The sequence below is a fragment of the Pseudomonas sp. CFBP 13727 genome, from assembly GCF_014841915.1.
In the GTDB taxonomy this organism is placed as follows: domain Bacteria; phylum Pseudomonadota; class Gammaproteobacteria; order Pseudomonadales; family Pseudomonadaceae; genus Aquipseudomonas; species Aquipseudomonas baltica.
The window spans coordinates 538,578-554,003 of sequence record NZ_JACYUT010000001.1; the positions used below are offsets into that span (position 1 = coordinate 538,578).

Here is a 15,426-nt window from a genome sequence, read left to right on the forward strand (position 1 = left end):
CGGTTTTCGGTTCCCCGTAGGAGCGGTCATCGGCCGCGAAAAAGCTATCGCGGTGGATCAGGCCGACCGCGTCAACCTTTCGCGGCCACGGACCGCTCCTACAGGGTCGTGCACAATCTCGGATTGCCCGCTCTATCATTCGTGCCAGTGGCGACATTTGGACGTCTGGCCGACACCCGGGTTGAACGCGTTGCAAGGGTCCAGCTGCTGGTAGAACGCCTTGAGCGCCGGCTTGGCCGGGTACAGATGGCCGACGTTGTGCTCTGCGGGGTACTCGGCGCCGCGCTCGTCGAGCAGTGCCCACATGCGATGCTCCACCGCCAGGCAATCACTGCCCTTGCGCAGGATGTAGTCCTGGTGGAACACGTGGCAGAAGAAATGCCCGTAGTACAGCTTGACGATCATCTGCTGCTCGATGTCGTCGGGCAGCGTCTCGAACCACTGTCGATCGTTGCGCGCCAGGGCGATGTCCAGGGCCACGATGTCCTCCACCTCGCGGTCATGCACCGCGCGGTAGCGAACCGCCGCACCGGCAGCGGCAAACCGATGCAGGAAGGCCTTGCTGCCCTCCTCTGCGGTACAGCGGAAGAAGTCTCCCTCGCGCCCGGCGAACAATCCTTCGAGCAGCTTCTGGGTCGGTGCCACCGAGCCGGCTGACACCTTGAGCATCAGGTAATGCTCGTAACGCTGCCGGAAATCGCGGATGCGCGGTGGCAGGTGATCGGGGAAGCAGCGCGCGGCGACCTGCAGGACCCGGTCGGCGAGGTTGGCGCGCAGCCAGGGAAAACGCTTGAGAAAGGTGTCGGCGCGGCTCTTGAGGGCAAACATCCTGGGCAGGCGCTGCGTGCCCAGGTGATGGATCATCAGGAAGGTGTCCTTGCCGTACTCGGCAGCCACGTCGTAGGCGTCGCGATGCATGTACTCGCCGGCAATGGGCAGTTCGTCGAACTGCTCGAGCATGTGCCGGCGAATCTGCGTGAGGTCGGCGGTGTCGTTGCTGCCGATGTAGAACACGGCGGTGTCGCGCTCGGCGGCGAAGGTGTCCAGGCGCACGGCGAACACCGCCAGCTTGCCGGCACTGCCGCTGGCCTCGTGCAGGCGTTGGTGGTCGGCGTTGAAGCGCGCCGGGGTAGGCGCGTCGACCTCGCGCACATAGGCGGCATAGCCATGGTCGGAACCGAGCCCGGCATCGGCCTTGATGTCGGTTGCGGTGTAGCGCTGGGCGTCGAGGTTGCCCAGAATCTGCTCGGGCGTGTCGCCCAGTTCGACGCCCAGGTGGTTGACCAGCTGCAAGGTGCCGTCCGCACCGAGCTGGGCATACACGGCCATCTGCGTATAGGCCGGGCCGCGGCGCACCAGCGAGCCACCGGAATTGTTGCAGACACCGCCGAATACCGAAGCCCCGATGCACGAAGAACCGATCACCGAATGGGGCTCGCGGCCCAGCGGCTTGAGAACCTTTTCCAGCTGGTCGAGTGTGGAACCGGGAAAACAGATGACCTGACGGCCTTCTTCGATCACATGCACCGTGCGCATGCGCAGGGTACTGATGATCACCACTTCGCGGTCGTAGCCGCCATCGGGGGTGGAGCCCCCGGTCAGGCCGGTGTTGGCCGCCTGCATGATGACGATCACGTCCGCCGCCACGCAGGCCTTGACCACCTGCCACTGCTCCAGCAGCGAGCCGGGGCGGACCACGGCCAGTGCGTTGCCGCTGCCGAAGCGGAAGCCCTGGCGGAAGCGTTCGGTCTCGGCCGACTCGGTCAGCACGTGGGTGGCGCCGACGATGCCGCGCAGGGCGCTGATCAACTCGCTCATTGCGGCACCACCGCGACGGCATCGACTTCGATGAGCATGCCGTCCAGGGCCAGGCGCGGCACCGGGATCAACGTGCAGGCAGGGGTCATTTCGCCACCCCACGCCTCGCGCAGGGTGTCGCTCCAGATGGCCAGGCGCTCGTGGTCGTGATCGACCACCAGCACGGTCAGCTTGGCGACATGGCAATAATCGGCACCGACCGAGGCCAGTGCGGTGCGCAGGTTGGCCAGGGCCTGCCCGGCCTGCAGCTGGAAGTCCGGGGAGATGCTGCTGTCCAGGCTTTCACCGCCCTGGCCTGCGATGAACAGCAACTTGCTGCCAGCGGCGACCTCGGCCACATGGGAGTAGCCATAGGGCGCCGGGTCGAAAAGGCCGGGCGGGTTGCTGAGCGTGAACGGGGCGAGGTCGGGCATGGGCAGGCTCCTGTTGGCTGACAGACCTTACCCTAGCACGGCTGGCCGGGCACATCGCGGCTTCTTCAGGCGTCTTTCGGCCATCCTCCGCCAAGGGCCCGATACAGACGCACACGGTCGATCGCCGCCGCGGTGGCGCTGTCGACCAGCTGGGTTTGCGTGGCCAGCAGCGCGCGCTGTACACCCAGTACGTTGATGAAGTCGGTGGCGCCCTGGTTGTAACGGTCGCGGGCAGTGCCCAGGGCCACGGTGTTCTGCCGCACTGCCTCGCCCAGCGCCGCGTGGTGCTGCTGTTCGGCGGCATAGTCGCTCATGGCATCGTCGACCTCGTGCCAGGCCGCCAGCACCACTCGTTGGTAGTCCAGCGCCGCTTGCTGCTGCTGGTGCTCGCGCAGCTCGAGGGTGCCGGTCAGTCGCCCGCCCTGGAAGATCGGCAGGTACAGGCTGGGGCCGAACGACCAGCTGCGCGAATCCCAGCCGCCCAGGTCCGAGCCGGCCAGCGCCTGAAAACCGAAGCTGGCGCCCAGGCTGACCCGCGGATAGAAATCCGCCTTGGCCACGCCGATGGCTGCCGTGGCGCGATGCAGGGCGGCTTCGCTGCGCTGGATGTCGGGCCGGCGCCGCGCCAGCTCCGAGGGCACCCCCATGGGCACGTCCGGGGCGGGGTTGGGAATGGCCTGCGGGGTGCGCAGTTCGTCGGCCAGGGCCCGGGGCGGCTCCGCCAGCAAGTAGCTCAGGGCGTTGATCAAGCGGTCCTGTTGCGCCTGCAGCATCGGCAGCGAGGCTTCGATGGTTGCCACCAGTGCGGCGGCGTTGGCGGTGTCCAGGTTGGTGGTGACGCCGTTGTCGTACCGGGTCTGCGTCAGGCGCTGGCTTTGCCGGGCGATGTCCAGGTTCTGCCGCGCCACCGCCAGGCGCGCCTGCACGCCACGCAGGCGGATGTAGTCGGTGGCGGTGCGCGCCGCGATACTCAAGCCGACCGCATCGCGCTCGGCCTGGCTGAACTGGACGTCGGCCTCGGCCATCTCCACGCTGCGCTGGACATGGCCCCACAGGTCCACTTCCCAGCTGGCGTCGAGCGCCCCGCTCCACAGTTCGAAAGGCGCCCGGCCGTTCTGGCCGGACGGATCGTTCAACCCCTCGCCACTGTTGCGCTCGCGCTGGTAGCCGCCACGCGCGCTGAGCCCGGGCAATTGCTGGCTGCCGCTGACCTGGCGCAGGGCCTGGCTTTGCTGCACGCGGTTGCTCGCCGAGCGGATGTCCAGGTTGGCCTTGGCCGCGCGGGTGACCAGCGCGGTCAGTTGCGGGTCGCCCAGCTGCTGCCACCAGGCGGCGTCCAGCGCCGCATCGGCGCGCGTCCCGGCGCTGTCCTGCCACTGGGTTGGCAACGCTGCCCGAGGACGCTGGAAGTCCGGGCCGACGCTGCAGGCGCCCAGGCTGCTCAAGGCTAGAACCAGCAATGCACGTTTCATTTCAGGGCTCCTGGGTGGTATCGACCGACGCGACCACCGACAGGCCCACCCGCAGACGGTCAAGGTGCGGTTGGTCGGCCTCGAACACCACCTTGACCGGGATGCGCTGCACCACCTTGGTGAAGTTGCCGGTAGCGTTGTCCGGGCTGATCGGCGCGAACGACAGGCCGGTGGCCGGTGCCACGCTGTCGATATGGCCGCGGAAAACCTGGTCGGGAATGCTGTCGACACGAATGTCCACACGCTGCCTGGCGTGCATGTGCGCCAACTGGGTTTCGCGGAAGTTGGCGACCACGAACGCCTGGTGCAGCGGCACCAGTGCCAGCAGGGGTCGGCCGGGCGCGACGTAGGCGCCCACACGCACCGAACGCTGGCCGATCATGCCATCGGCGGGTGCCAGGATCTGCGTGTACGACAGGTTCAGCTCGGCCTGCTGCAACGCCGAGCGGTCCTTGTCCACTGCTGCCTCGGCCACTTCCAGTTCGGCCTTGAGCACGTCCAGGGTGCGCTGGGCCGCGACCCGCGAGGCCGCATCGCGGTCGCGCGAGGCTTCCCAGCCCTGCAGTTCGGCCTCGGCCTTCTGCCGCTCTTCCTGGGTGCCGGCGCCGGCCTGGGACAGGTTGCGGTAGCGCTGGGCGTTGGCCTGGGCAAACTTCAGCGAAGCGGCAGTGGCACGGGTCGCGGCGCTGGCCTGGTCGATCACGGCCGCCTGACGCTCGATACTGGCGCGCAGATTCTTCACCTGTGCCTGTGCGGCACTGACATTGGCGTGGGCGGCCGCGACCGATGCCGCGTAGTCGCGCTCGTCCAGACGCGCGAGCAACTGCCCGGCCTGGACCGATTGGTTGTCCTGCACCAGCACCTCGGTGACCACCCCGGCCACACGTGGCGCCACCAGCACCGAGTCGGCGCGGATGTAGGCATCGTCGGTGCGCTGCACACCATCGCTGTGCAGCACGTGATAAAGGCCATAGGCCGCGCAGACGAGGATGGCGGCGCCGATGAGGGATACAGCGGTTCGGTTGTTCATAACGGATTTCATGACGGTACCGGGGGTTGCGGTGGATAGGCGCGTTTGGGCAGGGTTACCAACACCACCAGCAGCACGGCGATGAAGGCCAGCAGCGCGAGGAACGCGTCGCTGTAGCTGAGCACGAACGCTTGCGCGCGCACCCGACCGGCCATCTCGGCGGCCGGTTCGCCGTAGAGCGGCATCAGGCTCTGGTAGCTGTTGCCGAGCTGGTCGAGCAAGGTGTTGGAATGCAGGTGCTCGCGGGCGGTGACGAAATTCTCCAGCACCACGCCGGCCACCACCGAAGACAGCCCGCGCAGGGTGTTGACCATGGACGAGGCGAACGGGCCCTCCAGCGGATGAATCACGCCGGTGGCAATCATCAGCAACGGCACCACCACCATCGGCTGGCCGAACGTGTGCAGGGCCTGCAACAGATAGAAGTCGTCGCGGATCCATTCAGCGGTGATCTGCGAGCCGCCCAGCAGGGCCAGGGTCAGCAGGCCGAAACCGGCCGCCATCACATAGCGCGAATCCACCCAGTTGCGGTTGATGACGAACGCCACCAGTGGCGCGACGAGCAGCTGCGGCAAGGCGATGCACAGCGCGGTGGGCATGGTCTGCAGCGGCCGATAGCCCTGGATGTGGGTCAGGTAGCCTGCCGGAATCGCGCTGCCGGCCATGCCGACGAACAGGAACAGGCACAGCGTGGTGATGCCAAAGGCGAAGTTGCGCCGGCCCAGCAACTGCAGCTTGAACAGTGGCAGCGGGTGGAACCACTCGTTGAGCAGGAACAGCGGCAGGCAGACGCCGGCGCCGATCAGCAGCAAGGCAATCAACGGCGAGTCGAGCCAGTCGAGCCGCTCGCCCTGGGTCAGGCCGATGATCAGCATGCTGATGCCCGCGGTCCCGAGCAAGGCACCGCGCCAGTCGGCCTGCTTGAAGCGCTCCAGGCGCAAGGGATCCTGGGGCAGGCCATAGGCAATGCAGGCGGCGCCGATGAGGCACGCTGGAATGATCTGCCAGAACACCATGCGCCAGTCACCGCCCTCGGTCCACAGCGCGGCAAGCGGCATCGCCAGGTTCGGCCCGAAGGTGGCGGTAAGCGCATAGGCCGACAGCCCGTACAACTTGATGTGCCACGGCAGGAAACGCAGCGCGGCGGTCATCAGCAGCGGCGGCAGCGCCCCGCCGGCGAGGCCCTGAAGCACGCGCAACAGCAGCAGGCTTTCCAGGTTGGGCGCGAACGGGCACAGTGCGCCGAAACCGGCGAAGGCCACGGTGACCACGATGGCGAAGCGGCGCAGCGAAAACGTTACCGCCAGCCAGGGCGCCAGCAGCATCGCCGAGACCTCGGCGGCCGCATAGGCAGAACTGACCCAACTGCCTTCATCGTGGCCGAAACCGTAGATGCCCAGCAGGTCGGCCAGGGTTATGTCGGTGACACGGTCATTGATGCCGGACGTCAGCGCGGCGATCAATACGCCGATCAGGCCGAGTGCCAGGCGCCCGCCGAAAGGGGTCGGGGCTGGGGGTGAAGGTGGGGACACAAAGAAATCCTGCTGGCGGCAACCAACGACAGACTGACTGTTGGCTCGGTAACCTGTTGGCTGGTTAACCTGTTGGCTTGGTAACTTATGCGATACACTGTACCGAACAGCGATACAAAAGGCAAATTGCATGAGCAGCGACAACGATCGCAACGGTATTCAAGTCATTTCCCGGGCAGCGGCTATCCTGCGCTGCCTCGAAAGCGAACCCGACGGCTTGAGCCTGGGCGCAATCGCCAAGCGCATCGAGCTACCCCGCTCCACGGTGCAGCGGCTGGTCGACGCCCTGGCCCACGAAGAGCTGCTCAAGGTGCACGGCGCCGGCGGCGTGTGCCTGGGCCCGGCATTGATGCGCCTGGCCTCCAACAGCCATGTCGACATCATCCAGCAGGTCCGCCCCTATATGGAGGCACTGACCGAGCGCACCGGAGAAACCTCGGTACTGGTCAACCGCAACGGCACCCACCTGATGCTGCTGCACTCGGTGGTGTCGCCGCAGCCGCTGCGTGTCGCGCCCTCCTCCGGGAGTTTCCTCAGCGTCTACGCGACCTCGGGGGGCAAGGCATTGCTGGCCAAGATGAGCGACGAAGCCGTCGTGCAACTGCTCGGCCCGGTGCTCGAGCCGCTGACGCCCAGCACGCCAGACCTGCCGCAATTGCTTGAACAATTGGCTGAGGTCCGCGCGCGGGACTATGCCTGCGACGCCAATGAGCACATGATGGGCGTTGGTGCCGTGGCCGTGGCCCTGCAGACCTCGCAAGGTCAGTACGCCCTGGCGCTGGTAGGTCCGGTATGGAGGGTCGAGGCGCAGCATGAGGTGTTTCGCCAGGCGTTGTTCGATACCCGCCAAGCCTTGACGCGTGCTCTGGGCGCAGGCCTGCGCACAGGCGAGACGTCGTCAATTTGAAACAAAATGCCACTATCTTGATTGGCACAAGTGCCGAACCTAAAGGCAACATGACACTCAGAGAGTCGCCCCTGCCACAGGATAACAGGCAGGAAAAACAAAGACAGGGAGACCCAGGCGGCTGCTCGCAGCACGCATTGGACGGGTGTGTCAGCTAACCCAAAGAGAGTTCAAGACCCATCCTATGAAAACTTTGAGCAACTGTGCCCGGCAGTTGAAACGCTACTACTACGCATTGCCCGCCATGCTGTTGGCCGGTACCTGTTCCTTCCTGGCCTTCGAAATCAGCGACAGCCGTGCGGCTCCAGTGGATGGCACGCAGACCCTGGTGTTCCTGCGCCACGCCGAGAAACCCGCCGGTGGCCTCGGCCAGCTCAACTGTCAGGGCCTCAACCGCGCACTGAACCTGGCCGAGGTGCTGCCACAACGGTTCGGCAATGCCGATTTCGTGTTCGCCGCCGACCCTGGCCGGCACGTTGAGGAAGGCGAGAACGACGAATCCTACAGCTACCTGCGCCCGCTGATGACCATCAGCCCCAGTGCGATCAAGCTCGGCCTGCCGGTGAACATCGAATACGGCGCCAACGACACCCAGGATCTGGCCAAGGAACTGATGCGCGACAAGTACCACAATGCCGTCATCTACACCGCCTGGTCGCACGGCTACCTACCGGAACTGATCAACGAAGTGGCCGGCCGCGCCGTGGGCCAGAAAATGAACATCACCGACGACTGGGAATCCGGCGATTTCGACTCACTCTACGTGCTGACCCTGACCTGGCACGACGGCAAGGCCAGCCTGCTCTCGCGCAACGTCAAGCAGGGTCTGGACAACGGCCATACGGCTTGCCCGGTCTGACACCGGCCAGGGCCGTGTGAGTGGCACCAAGCGCTGCAAGGGAGGCTCGGGTATACTGCCCCTCCCTTTCAACGCGCTTGCCCCGGAGTCACCATGCCTGTCAGTCAACATCCCGATGCCGATCCGCTCGTCCAGGACGCCGAGCTCGACAGCCAGGCAGCGGTCCCGGCGTTCACCTTCCCGTTCAAGCCCGGTGCTTTCGCGGCCAAGGAAGCGGCTCGCTACCCCGGCGCCGGCAAGTCCAACCACGACAAGACCCCAGGCCGCGCGCCGAACGGCACGCGCCGCTCCATGGGCAAGCGCTGAGCGCCCGCCGTAGGCAAAACCCCGGAATGCACAACGACAAAGCCACCCTAGGGTGGCTTTGTGATTTTCAGGGCTTCTGGCGCTGCTGGGAATACTGCCGCGCGATGATCGGCACGATACGCCGTCCGTCGTGCCAATAGCGCCCGGCCAGGCGACGCGGCTCGCTGAGGATGCGGTGCAGCCACTCCAGTGACAGCTTCTGCACCCACATCGGCGCGCGTTGCACCTTGCCCGACAGGAAGTTCAGCGCTGCGCCCGTGCACAGGCCTACGCCGTGGGCCAGGCCGCGGTCGGCGATCATCTTGCACAGCAGTTCCTGGCGCGGCGAACCGACCGACATGATCACCAGCTGCGCCCGATGCTGTTCGACGAACTGCAGGGTGGCCTCCACTTCTGCAGGGTTATCGATGAAGCCCATCGGCGGGTTGTAGTGCAGGAACGTCACCGCCGGGTAGCGCTGGGCCAGCACCTGCAGCACATCGGTGGTCGAGCCGACGACCGTCACGGTCCAGCCTTCACGCTGGGCTTCATCCATCACCGACACGGTCAGGGTGCTTCCTGGGATGGCTTCGGGCACACCGGCGTCGAACTTGCGCAGCACGGGCATCAGTACGCGGCTGTCGCAGACCCGGTAGGCCGCCGCGTCATAGGCATTGCGGAAAACCGAGTCGTTTTCAAGCAGCACAACGTGGTTCACGTTGGCGGTAACCACGTAGCCAAACGGCTTGTTCACGTCGCCCTTGATGGCACGGATCAAGTGCGTTTGGTCACCTTTGTAGAAATCTATTCCAAAAACTTTCATCCAGGCCGTCCTATCAGTTCTAGAATGCGTTAATGCAGCGCCATAGAAAGGCTGCGGGAGCTTGGACGATTCGGCTTATTCGTCTGAAGCATGGTAATTGACTGGTTTCCATCCATAGGCTGAGCCAATGAACAGCAAAAGGTTGTATTCACGTGCAGATTCCGGGCGCGCAGTACCTTTCGTGCCTCAACTCCACCCGTCTCGTCCTCGTCGTGCACTGTTGAGTGCGGCGATGTCGATGGCGCTGGTGCTGGGCTCTGGCGCCGCATTCGCGGATGTGCCGATGGTTCAGATCAACGTATCGGGGGCAGAGTTCTCCGAGAATGCGTTTCCGGGCGTGGAAGGTACGCATTATTTCTTTCCGCGCGAAGGTTTCTTTGCCAACTGGAAGCGTCGCGGCATTCAAAGCGTGCGTTTTCCGCTCAAGTGGGAGCGCCTGCAACCCACGCTGGGTGGGGCATTCGACCCCACCTATGCCAAGTTGATCGACAAGATGCTGGTGCAGGCTGCACAGGCGAACATGCAAGTGATCCTCGACGTGCACAACTACGGGCGCTACCGCGGCAAGATCATCGGCACCAAGGAAGTCACCGTGGCTCACTACAAGAACCTCATGACTCAGATGGCCCGCCGCTGGAGCCCCTACAGTGCGCTGGCCGGCTACGACCTGATGAACGAGCCGCACGACGAATCCGACGCCATCTGGCCGACTGCGGCGCAGGCTGGTATCGACGCCATACGGAGCATCGACAAGACTCGTCCGATCTACGTCGAGGGCCGCTCGTGGGCCAGTGCCGAACGCTGGCCGCACTATAACGACGAGCTGCTCAAACTCAAGGACCCGTCGAACAAGCTGATCTTTTCCGCGCATATCTACATCGATCCAGACGGCAGTGGTAACTACAAGAATCGAATTTCCGGCAAATGGGATCCGGATATCGGGGTAAACCGAGCCAAGCCCTTCGTCGAGTGGCTCAAGCGCAATGGCAAGAAAGGCCACATCGGCGAGTTCGGCGTCCCTGACAATGACCCCCGCTGGCTGGACGCGGCCGAGCGGCTGCACAAGTACCTGGCCCTGCAGTGCATGCCGCTCACCTACTGGTCGAGCGGCCCTTACTGGGGTGGCTACTTCATGGCGGTCGAGCCGATCAACGGCAAGGCCCGTCCTCAATGGTCGGTCATGGGCAGGTACCTGAAAGAGCCGAAGTGCAAGGCTATCGGCCCGACCTGATCGCCAGGCCCACAGGGCCGGCCGGTCGTTCCAAGGGACGATCGGCCGGTTGCGATGCCGGCACCCTCACCTGACCGTAATAGACGAATGCCGCAACCGCGAGCGCTGCGATGTTGCCGTCGTACATCATGGCGGGCGACAGGAACAGATTGATCAGGTTGAAGCACATGTCCAGGACGAAGGCAGCCAGCAGGTCGCCTTTGTTGCGGCACTGACGGCTGATTCTCCAGAATCCGACGAAGTACACCAGGATGATCAGCGGCATGATGAAGCCGTAGCGATACAGCACGCCCAGCAAGCCCACGTCCGACAGGTAGAAGTACGAGCTGTACAGGCGCGAGAACCCGCCCTGCCACTGCAGCGACAACGCCCCCATCCCTACGTACCAGTTCGCCGCGGTGTCACGCAGAATGATCGCCGTGGTATCGGCACGCACCCCACCCGGCTCGGTCGCTTCCTGCACCAGGGCCATCAGTCGCTCGTACTGCGCTTCGAACGGCGCCGGCATCACCATGTAGGCGATTCCGCCCACCACGATCATTGCCAGGCCCAGCTTGACCAGCACATGCAGGTGCGCACGGAAGATCCACAGCGCCGCCAGGGTCCACACCAGCATCGTGTTACGCGTCTGCAGAACCAGCCACAGGTAGGCGGCGAACAGGCCGAGCAACAGCACCGGGACCAATTCGATACGACGGCGCAGGCGGTACATCAGCATCATCGCGCACAGCGACACATACGACCCGCCAATGCTGAAGCGATCCGGACGCAACGGGTTGAGGCCGTAGTCCTTCTCGTCGACGTTGAACGCCACGGCGGCGTTTTCCGGGACGATCTTGAAGTAGTAGAGGAAGCCTACCGCCACGCACGCCAGGCCACCGATCAGGAAATAGCGCTCGAGCTGCTCCTGGGTCGGTTGCGCCTTCAACATCAGGTACAAGGCCGGGAAGAACAGCAGGTAGAGGAAGTTGCGGCGCTCTTCGAGCAGGCCGTAGAACAGTGGCTGCTCGAAGTGATACCAGGAGAACAGTGCGGACATCACCGGCAGGGCCACGCCCATGAACAGGATCCACATACTGGCCCGTGACTGCCACGGGCGTTGCCACATGGCCAGCAACAACACCGCTGCGCCCACCACACCGGCCAGGTACAGCTCACGCAGGTACGGCAGCCCCGCCAGCTTGTTGTCGGTCAGGAAAACGAAGCCGGAGTTGACCACCACCAGCAGGCACAGCAACGTGCGCGGATTGAACAAAGCCTGGAGCATGTCCGTTACCTCGTGGACGATAGATCACTCAGCGCCATTTGAACGCCAAGCCCTCGGTGATGCCCTTGATGCCGAACTTGATGTTCTTGGCACTGCCGCGGTTCTGCAGCACGGTGATCGCGCCCAGCGCGATCGCCGAGACGAAGGTGCACGCGGTCGAATGAAAGCGCTTGTTGTACATGATGGCCGCGCGGTTGCGGTAGAAGTGGAACATGTGGCTGCGGCCACGGGTGCTGCCGCTGTCGCCATGGCGAGCGAAGCTGTTCAGAGCGACACGACCATGCCAGCCCACGGCGGCGGCGCGACGTTCCCAGTCCACTTCTTCGGAATACATGAAGTAGCGGTGGTCCATCATGCCGACCTCTTCGATCACCTCGCGACGTACCATCAGGCTGGCGCCCATCAGGTAGTCGGGCTCGGGCAGCCCGGCTGTGGCCAGTTGCGTGCGATCCAGGTTCTTGCCCATCAGCTTGGTCTTGCCCAGCCAGGGGAAGAGCATTCCGCCACCCACGCACTGGACCACCTGTGGCCGGTCCGAATACACCAGCACGGAAGCCGAGAAGCCGCATTTGGGCGACTGCTCCAGGGTATCGCGCAGCGCTTCCAGCGCACCGGCCTCGACGGTCACATCGTTGTTGAGCAGCCAGATGTAGCGATAGCCTGCGCGTATCGCGTAGTCGATGCCCACGTTGTTGCCGCCGGCGTAGCCGTGGTTGCCTTCGTTGACGATCAAGACGCGCTCATGGGGCGTGTCATAGCTGCCGGCGGCGCGCTCGTCGATCACCCGTACGTCCGGGCCGGTCGAATCGTTGAGGAACTGCTGCAGGCGCGACACGCTGTCGTCTTTGGAATCGTTGTCGATCACCACGACCGGAACGCGGCAGTGCGCGTCCAGAGCACGGATGCAGTCGATGGTGGTATCGGCGCCATTCCAGTTGAGGATGATCGCGCATACGTCATTATTGGATCTGGTCATGCTTCAGCCTCCTGTAGAGTGCCACGCTGGCGGTTCTGCCAGGCACGCGCCTTGAATACGACGATCGACAGCATCGCCAGATAGATGAAAATGTTTGCTGCCGCGATGGCCATCACCACCGCCAGGGCCGAGCCGCCCCAGAAGGCGCCCAGGGCCACCGCGCCGAAGCGCAGCGAAGTCGCGAAGACTTCGAAGCCCAGGAAGTAGGCCTGCAGGCGCAAGGCCGGGATGGCTACTTCGCACGGCATCGCCGCGAACCGGGCCAATTCCGCCAGGGCCAGCCAGCGCGCGTATTCGCCCGCTTCGTGCCACTGGGCACCGAAGGCCACGGTGAACAGCCAGGGCCCGGCAATGACCAGGATCAGGAAACCCGCCGAGCCGATCGCCGTCATCGCGCCGACGCCCTTGAGCAGCAGGCCGACCACCGCTTCACGCGCATGGACGGCGGCGGCGATGCGCGGGTAGAAGACGCTGCCCATGGCCTTGCCGATGAAGTTGCTGGGCATTGCCAGCACTTGCAGGCACAGGGCGAAATAGCCGGCCGGTATGGCGCCGAACAGCGAGGCCAGTACCAGTGTGGGCATGTGCACCGACAAGGCGTTGATCAACACCTGCGGGGCACGGAAAAGTGGGAAGTCGCGGTATTCGCTGGCCAGTTGGCGCAAGGTCTTGCGCGGCGCTTCGTTGGTTTCGGCAACCTCGGCCGGGGCCGGTTTGCTCATGGCCATGCCGATCAGGATCAGCAGGCTGTGCACCACGTAGTACAGGGCGCTGGTGACCACCAGCATGGTTGCGCTGTTGTTGAACAGGCCGCCGACACTGCGCATGCCGTTGTACACCAGCGCATGGCTGGTGGCGGCTCGGGCGGTCAGGCGATAGCGTCCATGGCGGTAGAGCCACTGCTGCAGCACTTCGAGCACCGCCGAGCTGAACATCACCAGCGGTAGCAGCATCAGGTACGGGGTGAGCAGTGACAGGTTCCAGCGCTCGGCCAGCATCGGCCCCCACCACAACAGCACGCCGGCAACCAGTATGGAAACCAGCAAGGCGACCACGGTCGCCAGCTTGGCCAGTCCGCTGGCGTCGCGGTGGGTCTGCGGCAGGACGATGGCCATCGACCAGGTCAGGCTGCACGCCGGGATCAGAATGATCGTCAGGCTGAGGAAGGTACCCACCACCCCGAACGCTTCGGGGCCGTAGATACGCATGATCACCGGGATCAGTGCGAGGTTGATCAGCTGCGCGCCGGCCGAGCCGCCGAGCGCGGTCGCCAGATTGCGCACCATGCGGTTCTGGCGCAACTGCTGAATGAGGCCGGGGGCCGGTGTCGGCCCCTGGCTCAAGTCGTGTTCCATCCCAGCCTCCGGGCTCAATAGATGTTCCGTGAGAACAGGGTGAACGGGGTCTTGATCAGGATCTTGATGTCCAGCCACAACGACCAGTGATTGATGTAGGCCAGGTCACGCTCCAGGCGCCCCTGCATCTTGTCCAGGGTATCGGTTTCGCCACGGAAGCCGCTGACCTGGGCCAGGCCGGTGATGCCTGGCTTGATGCGATGACGTGCCATGTAGGCCATCAATTTGTCGCAGTAGTAATGGTTGTGGGCGATGGCGTGTGGACGCGGGCCGACCAGGGCCATTTCGCCGCGCAGCACGTTGATCAACTGTGGCAGCTCGTCGAGCGAAGAACGACGCAGGAATGCACCGACGCGGGTCACGCGCGAATCGTTGCGGGTGGCCTGCTTCACTTCCTGGTCGTCGTGCATGCGCATCGAACGGAACTTGTAGACGTGAATCACGGTGCCGTTGCAGCCGTCGCGGCCCTGGCGGAAGAACACCGGGCCTGGCGAGGACAGCTTGACCGCCACTGCGCAGCTGATCAGTACCGGTGCCAGGGCGATGATCGCCAGCAGCGCCAGGCTGCGGTCGATCAGGTCCTTGGCCATGGCCGCAGCAGGGTGTGAGCTCAGCGGGGTTTCGTTGAGGTAGATGGCCGGGAACTGCTCGATCTGCGAGATCGACTGGTTGAGCAGCATCATGCTGCCGAAGTCCGGCACCCAGACCACGTCCACCGCCAGGTCGAGCAGGTCGACGTAGATCGATTCGATCTGCACCATGCGATCCAGTGGCAGGGCGATGTACACCCGACGCACTTGCTCGCGCTGAACGATGTCGCGCAGTTCGTCGAAACCGCCCAGGTGCGGCACGCCAGGCACTGGTACCCAGTCGGCATCGACTTCGGCGTCCGGCGCGATCACGCCCAGCACCGGTACCCGCGGCTTGAGCTGGCGCGCCAGCTTGCCGGCCAGTTCACCGGCGCCGATGATCACGGCCTTGCGCTCGTTCTTCAGGCGCTGGTTGTGGCGGTTGAGCAGGAAGCGCAGCGGGATGAACGTTGCCGCCTGGGCCAGGAAACCGTAGGCGATCAGCTTGACGGCCATGCCGGGCGCCAGCGTCTGCGGGCTGCCACTGAGCCAGATGACCACGGCCAGGGCGGCGACCAGGGTCAGCCAGCCGCCGAGCAGGCGCAACAGGCCGCTCAGGTAGTTCAGGCGCTTGTGGTAAACGTGCAGGAAACTGTAGACGGGGACCGAAGCAAGAACCCCGATCATCATCAGGACCCGATACTGGGGCGGGAATTCGTTGAAGTGTGCGTACAGGACACTGAATGTCAGCGCGCATGCCAGCGTGGCACCCGCGAGCCACATGGTCCAGAACGTCAGGCCCCGACGATTTACCATCGGGTGCAAGCGAGGCGCAATCATAGATGTATCCTCTGCAGACAAGTGCGGCGTGGTTGGGCATTTTCCGTAA

General features: G+C 64.5%; 14 protein-coding genes. 4 read left to right on the top strand and 10 right to left on the bottom strand.

Annotated elements, in window-relative coordinates:
* Window positions 1–135: 135 nt before the first annotated feature.
* The 5 genes from dld to IFT76_RS02350 form a co-directional block, all read right to left on the bottom strand.
* The gene (gene dld, locus IFT76_RS02330) at window positions 136–1,818 is read right to left on the bottom strand and encodes a D-lactate dehydrogenase (RefSeq protein WP_192057301.1); all 1,683 of its coding nucleotides are present in this window, start codon (window positions 1,816–1,818) and stop codon (window positions 136–138) included.
* Window positions 1,815–2,231, bottom strand: a complete 417-nt coding sequence (locus tag IFT76_RS02335; RefSeq protein ID WP_192054413.1) for a RidA family protein — start codon at window positions 2,229–2,231, stop codon at window positions 1,815–1,817. Before IFT76_RS02335 ends, dld begins: the two co-directional genes overlap by 4 nt.
* Before the next feature lie 65 nt (window positions 2,232–2,296).
* Entirely contained in the window at window positions 2,297–3,703 is a 1,407-nt protein-coding gene (locus IFT76_RS02340) for an efflux transporter outer membrane subunit (RefSeq protein WP_192054411.1), read from the bottom strand.
* Between the two features lies 1 nt (window position 3,704).
* A complete protein-coding gene (locus tag IFT76_RS02345) occupies window positions 3,705–4,733 on the bottom strand; it encodes an HlyD family secretion protein (RefSeq protein WP_244646840.1) in 1,029 nt (342 codons plus the stop codon).
* Between the two features lie 8 nt (window positions 4,734–4,741).
* Window positions 4,742–6,265, bottom strand: a complete 1,524-nt coding sequence (locus tag IFT76_RS02350; RefSeq protein WP_342345278.1) for an MFS transporter — start codon at window positions 6,263–6,265, stop codon at window positions 4,742–4,744.
* Between the two features lie 130 nt (window positions 6,266–6,395).
* On the opposite strand from IFT76_RS02350, the gene IFT76_RS02355 reads away from it, so the two are divergent.
* The 3 genes from IFT76_RS02355 to IFT76_RS02365 all read left to right on the top strand — a co-directional run bounded on the left by IFT76_RS02355 (window position 6,396) and on the right by IFT76_RS02365 (window position 8,337).
* Window positions 6,396–7,172 (top strand): IclR family transcriptional regulator, encoded by a 777-nt coding sequence (locus tag IFT76_RS02355; RefSeq protein WP_192057303.1) that lies wholly within the window; start codon window positions 6,396–6,398, stop codon window positions 7,170–7,172.
* Between the two features lie 184 nt (window positions 7,173–7,356).
* Complete coding sequence (locus IFT76_RS02360; RefSeq protein WP_122478499.1) at window positions 7,357–8,031, top strand: histidine phosphatase family protein; 675 nt, start codon at window positions 7,357–7,359, stop codon at window positions 8,029–8,031.
* 93 nt (window positions 8,032–8,124) lie between these two features.
* Window positions 8,125–8,337, top strand: a complete 213-nt coding sequence (locus IFT76_RS02365; RefSeq protein WP_185793556.1) for a hypothetical protein — start codon at window positions 8,125–8,127, stop codon at window positions 8,335–8,337.
* A 67-nt stretch (window positions 8,338–8,404) separates the two neighbouring features.
* Here IFT76_RS02365 and IFT76_RS02370 read toward each other — a convergent pair whose 3' ends face one another.
* A complete protein-coding gene (locus IFT76_RS02370; RefSeq protein WP_122478503.1) occupies window positions 8,405–9,139 on the bottom strand; it encodes a WecB/TagA/CpsF family glycosyltransferase in 735 nt (244 codons plus the stop codon).
* Window positions 9,140–9,320: 181 nt separating this feature from the next.
* Here IFT76_RS02370 and IFT76_RS02375 point away from each other — a divergent pair, with 181 nt between their 5' ends.
* The gene (locus tag IFT76_RS02375; RefSeq protein WP_342214323.1) at window positions 9,321–10,370 is read left to right on the top strand and encodes a glycoside hydrolase family 5 protein; all 1,050 of its coding nucleotides are present in this window, start codon (window positions 9,321–9,323) and stop codon (window positions 10,368–10,370) included.
* On the opposite strand, the gene IFT76_RS02380 is transcribed toward IFT76_RS02375, so the two are convergent.
* From IFT76_RS02380 to IFT76_RS02395, 4 genes are read right to left on the bottom strand one after another with little or no spacing between them, the layout of a single operon-like run.
* On the bottom strand, window positions 10,354–11,637 hold the full coding sequence (locus IFT76_RS02380) for a hypothetical protein (RefSeq protein ID WP_122478508.1): 1,284 nt from the start codon (window positions 11,635–11,637) through the stop codon (window positions 10,354–10,356). The genes IFT76_RS02375 and IFT76_RS02380 overlap by 17 nt on opposite strands.
* 28 nt (window positions 11,638–11,665) lie before the next feature.
* Entirely contained in the window at window positions 11,666–12,613 is a 948-nt protein-coding gene (locus tag IFT76_RS02385) for a glycosyltransferase family 2 protein (protein WP_122478509.1), read from the bottom strand.
* Window positions 12,610–13,968: a lipopolysaccharide biosynthesis protein gene (locus IFT76_RS02390; RefSeq protein ID WP_192057304.1), complete on the bottom strand. Its 1,359-nt coding sequence runs from the start codon at window positions 13,966–13,968 to the stop codon at window positions 12,610–12,612. Before IFT76_RS02390 ends, IFT76_RS02385 begins: the two co-directional genes overlap by 4 nt.
* Before the next feature lie 14 nt (window positions 13,969–13,982).
* Window positions 13,983–15,377 carry an undecaprenyl-phosphate glucose phosphotransferase gene (locus tag IFT76_RS02395; RefSeq protein ID WP_122478513.1) on the bottom strand — a complete coding sequence of 465 codons (1,395 nt, stop codon included), beginning with the start codon at window positions 15,375–15,377 and terminating at the stop codon, window positions 13,983–13,985.
* Window positions 15,378–15,426 lie beyond the last annotated feature (49 nt).

What these genes read in the sequence shown, in the direction of transcription:
- dld (WP_192057301.1), bottom strand. Translation starts at nt 1,818, where the DNA reads ATGAGCGAGTTGATCAGCGCCCTGCGCGGCATCGTCGGCGCCACCCAC.
- IFT76_RS02335 (WP_192054413.1), bottom strand. Translation starts at nt 2,231, where the DNA reads ATGCCCGACCTCGCCCCGTTCACGCTCAGCAACCCGCCCGGCCTTTTC.
- IFT76_RS02340 (WP_192054411.1), bottom strand. Translation starts at nt 3,703, where the DNA reads ATGAAACGTGCATTGCTGGTTCTAGCCTTGAGCAGCCTGGGCGCCTGC.
- IFT76_RS02345 (WP_244646840.1), bottom strand. Translation starts at nt 4,733, where the DNA reads ATGAACAACCGAACCGCTGTATCCCTCATCGGCGCCGCCATCCTCGTC.
- IFT76_RS02355 (WP_192057303.1), top strand. Translation starts at nt 6,396, where the DNA reads ATGAGCAGCGACAACGATCGCAACGGTATTCAAGTCATTTCCCGGGCA.
- IFT76_RS02360 (WP_122478499.1), top strand. Translation starts at nt 7,357, where the DNA reads ATGAAAACTTTGAGCAACTGTGCCCGGCAGTTGAAACGCTACTACTAC.
- IFT76_RS02365 (WP_185793556.1), top strand. Translation starts at nt 8,125, where the DNA reads ATGCCTGTCAGTCAACATCCCGATGCCGATCCGCTCGTCCAGGACGCC.
- IFT76_RS02370 (WP_122478503.1), bottom strand. Translation starts at nt 9,139, where the DNA reads ATGAAAGTTTTTGGAATAGATTTCTACAAAGGTGACCAAACGCACTTG.
- IFT76_RS02380 (WP_122478508.1), bottom strand. Translation starts at nt 11,637, where the DNA reads ATGCTCCAGGCTTTGTTCAATCCGCGCACGTTGCTGTGCCTGCTGGTG.
- IFT76_RS02385 (WP_122478509.1), bottom strand. Translation starts at nt 12,613, where the DNA reads ATGACCAGATCCAATAATGACGTATGCGCGATCATCCTCAACTGGAAT.
- IFT76_RS02390 (WP_192057304.1), bottom strand. Translation starts at nt 13,968, where the DNA reads ATGGAACACGACTTGAGCCAGGGGCCGACACCGGCCCCCGGCCTCATT.
- IFT76_RS02395 (WP_122478513.1), bottom strand. Translation starts at nt 15,377, where the DNA reads ATGATTGCGCCTCGCTTGCACCCGATGGTAAATCGTCGGGGCCTGACG.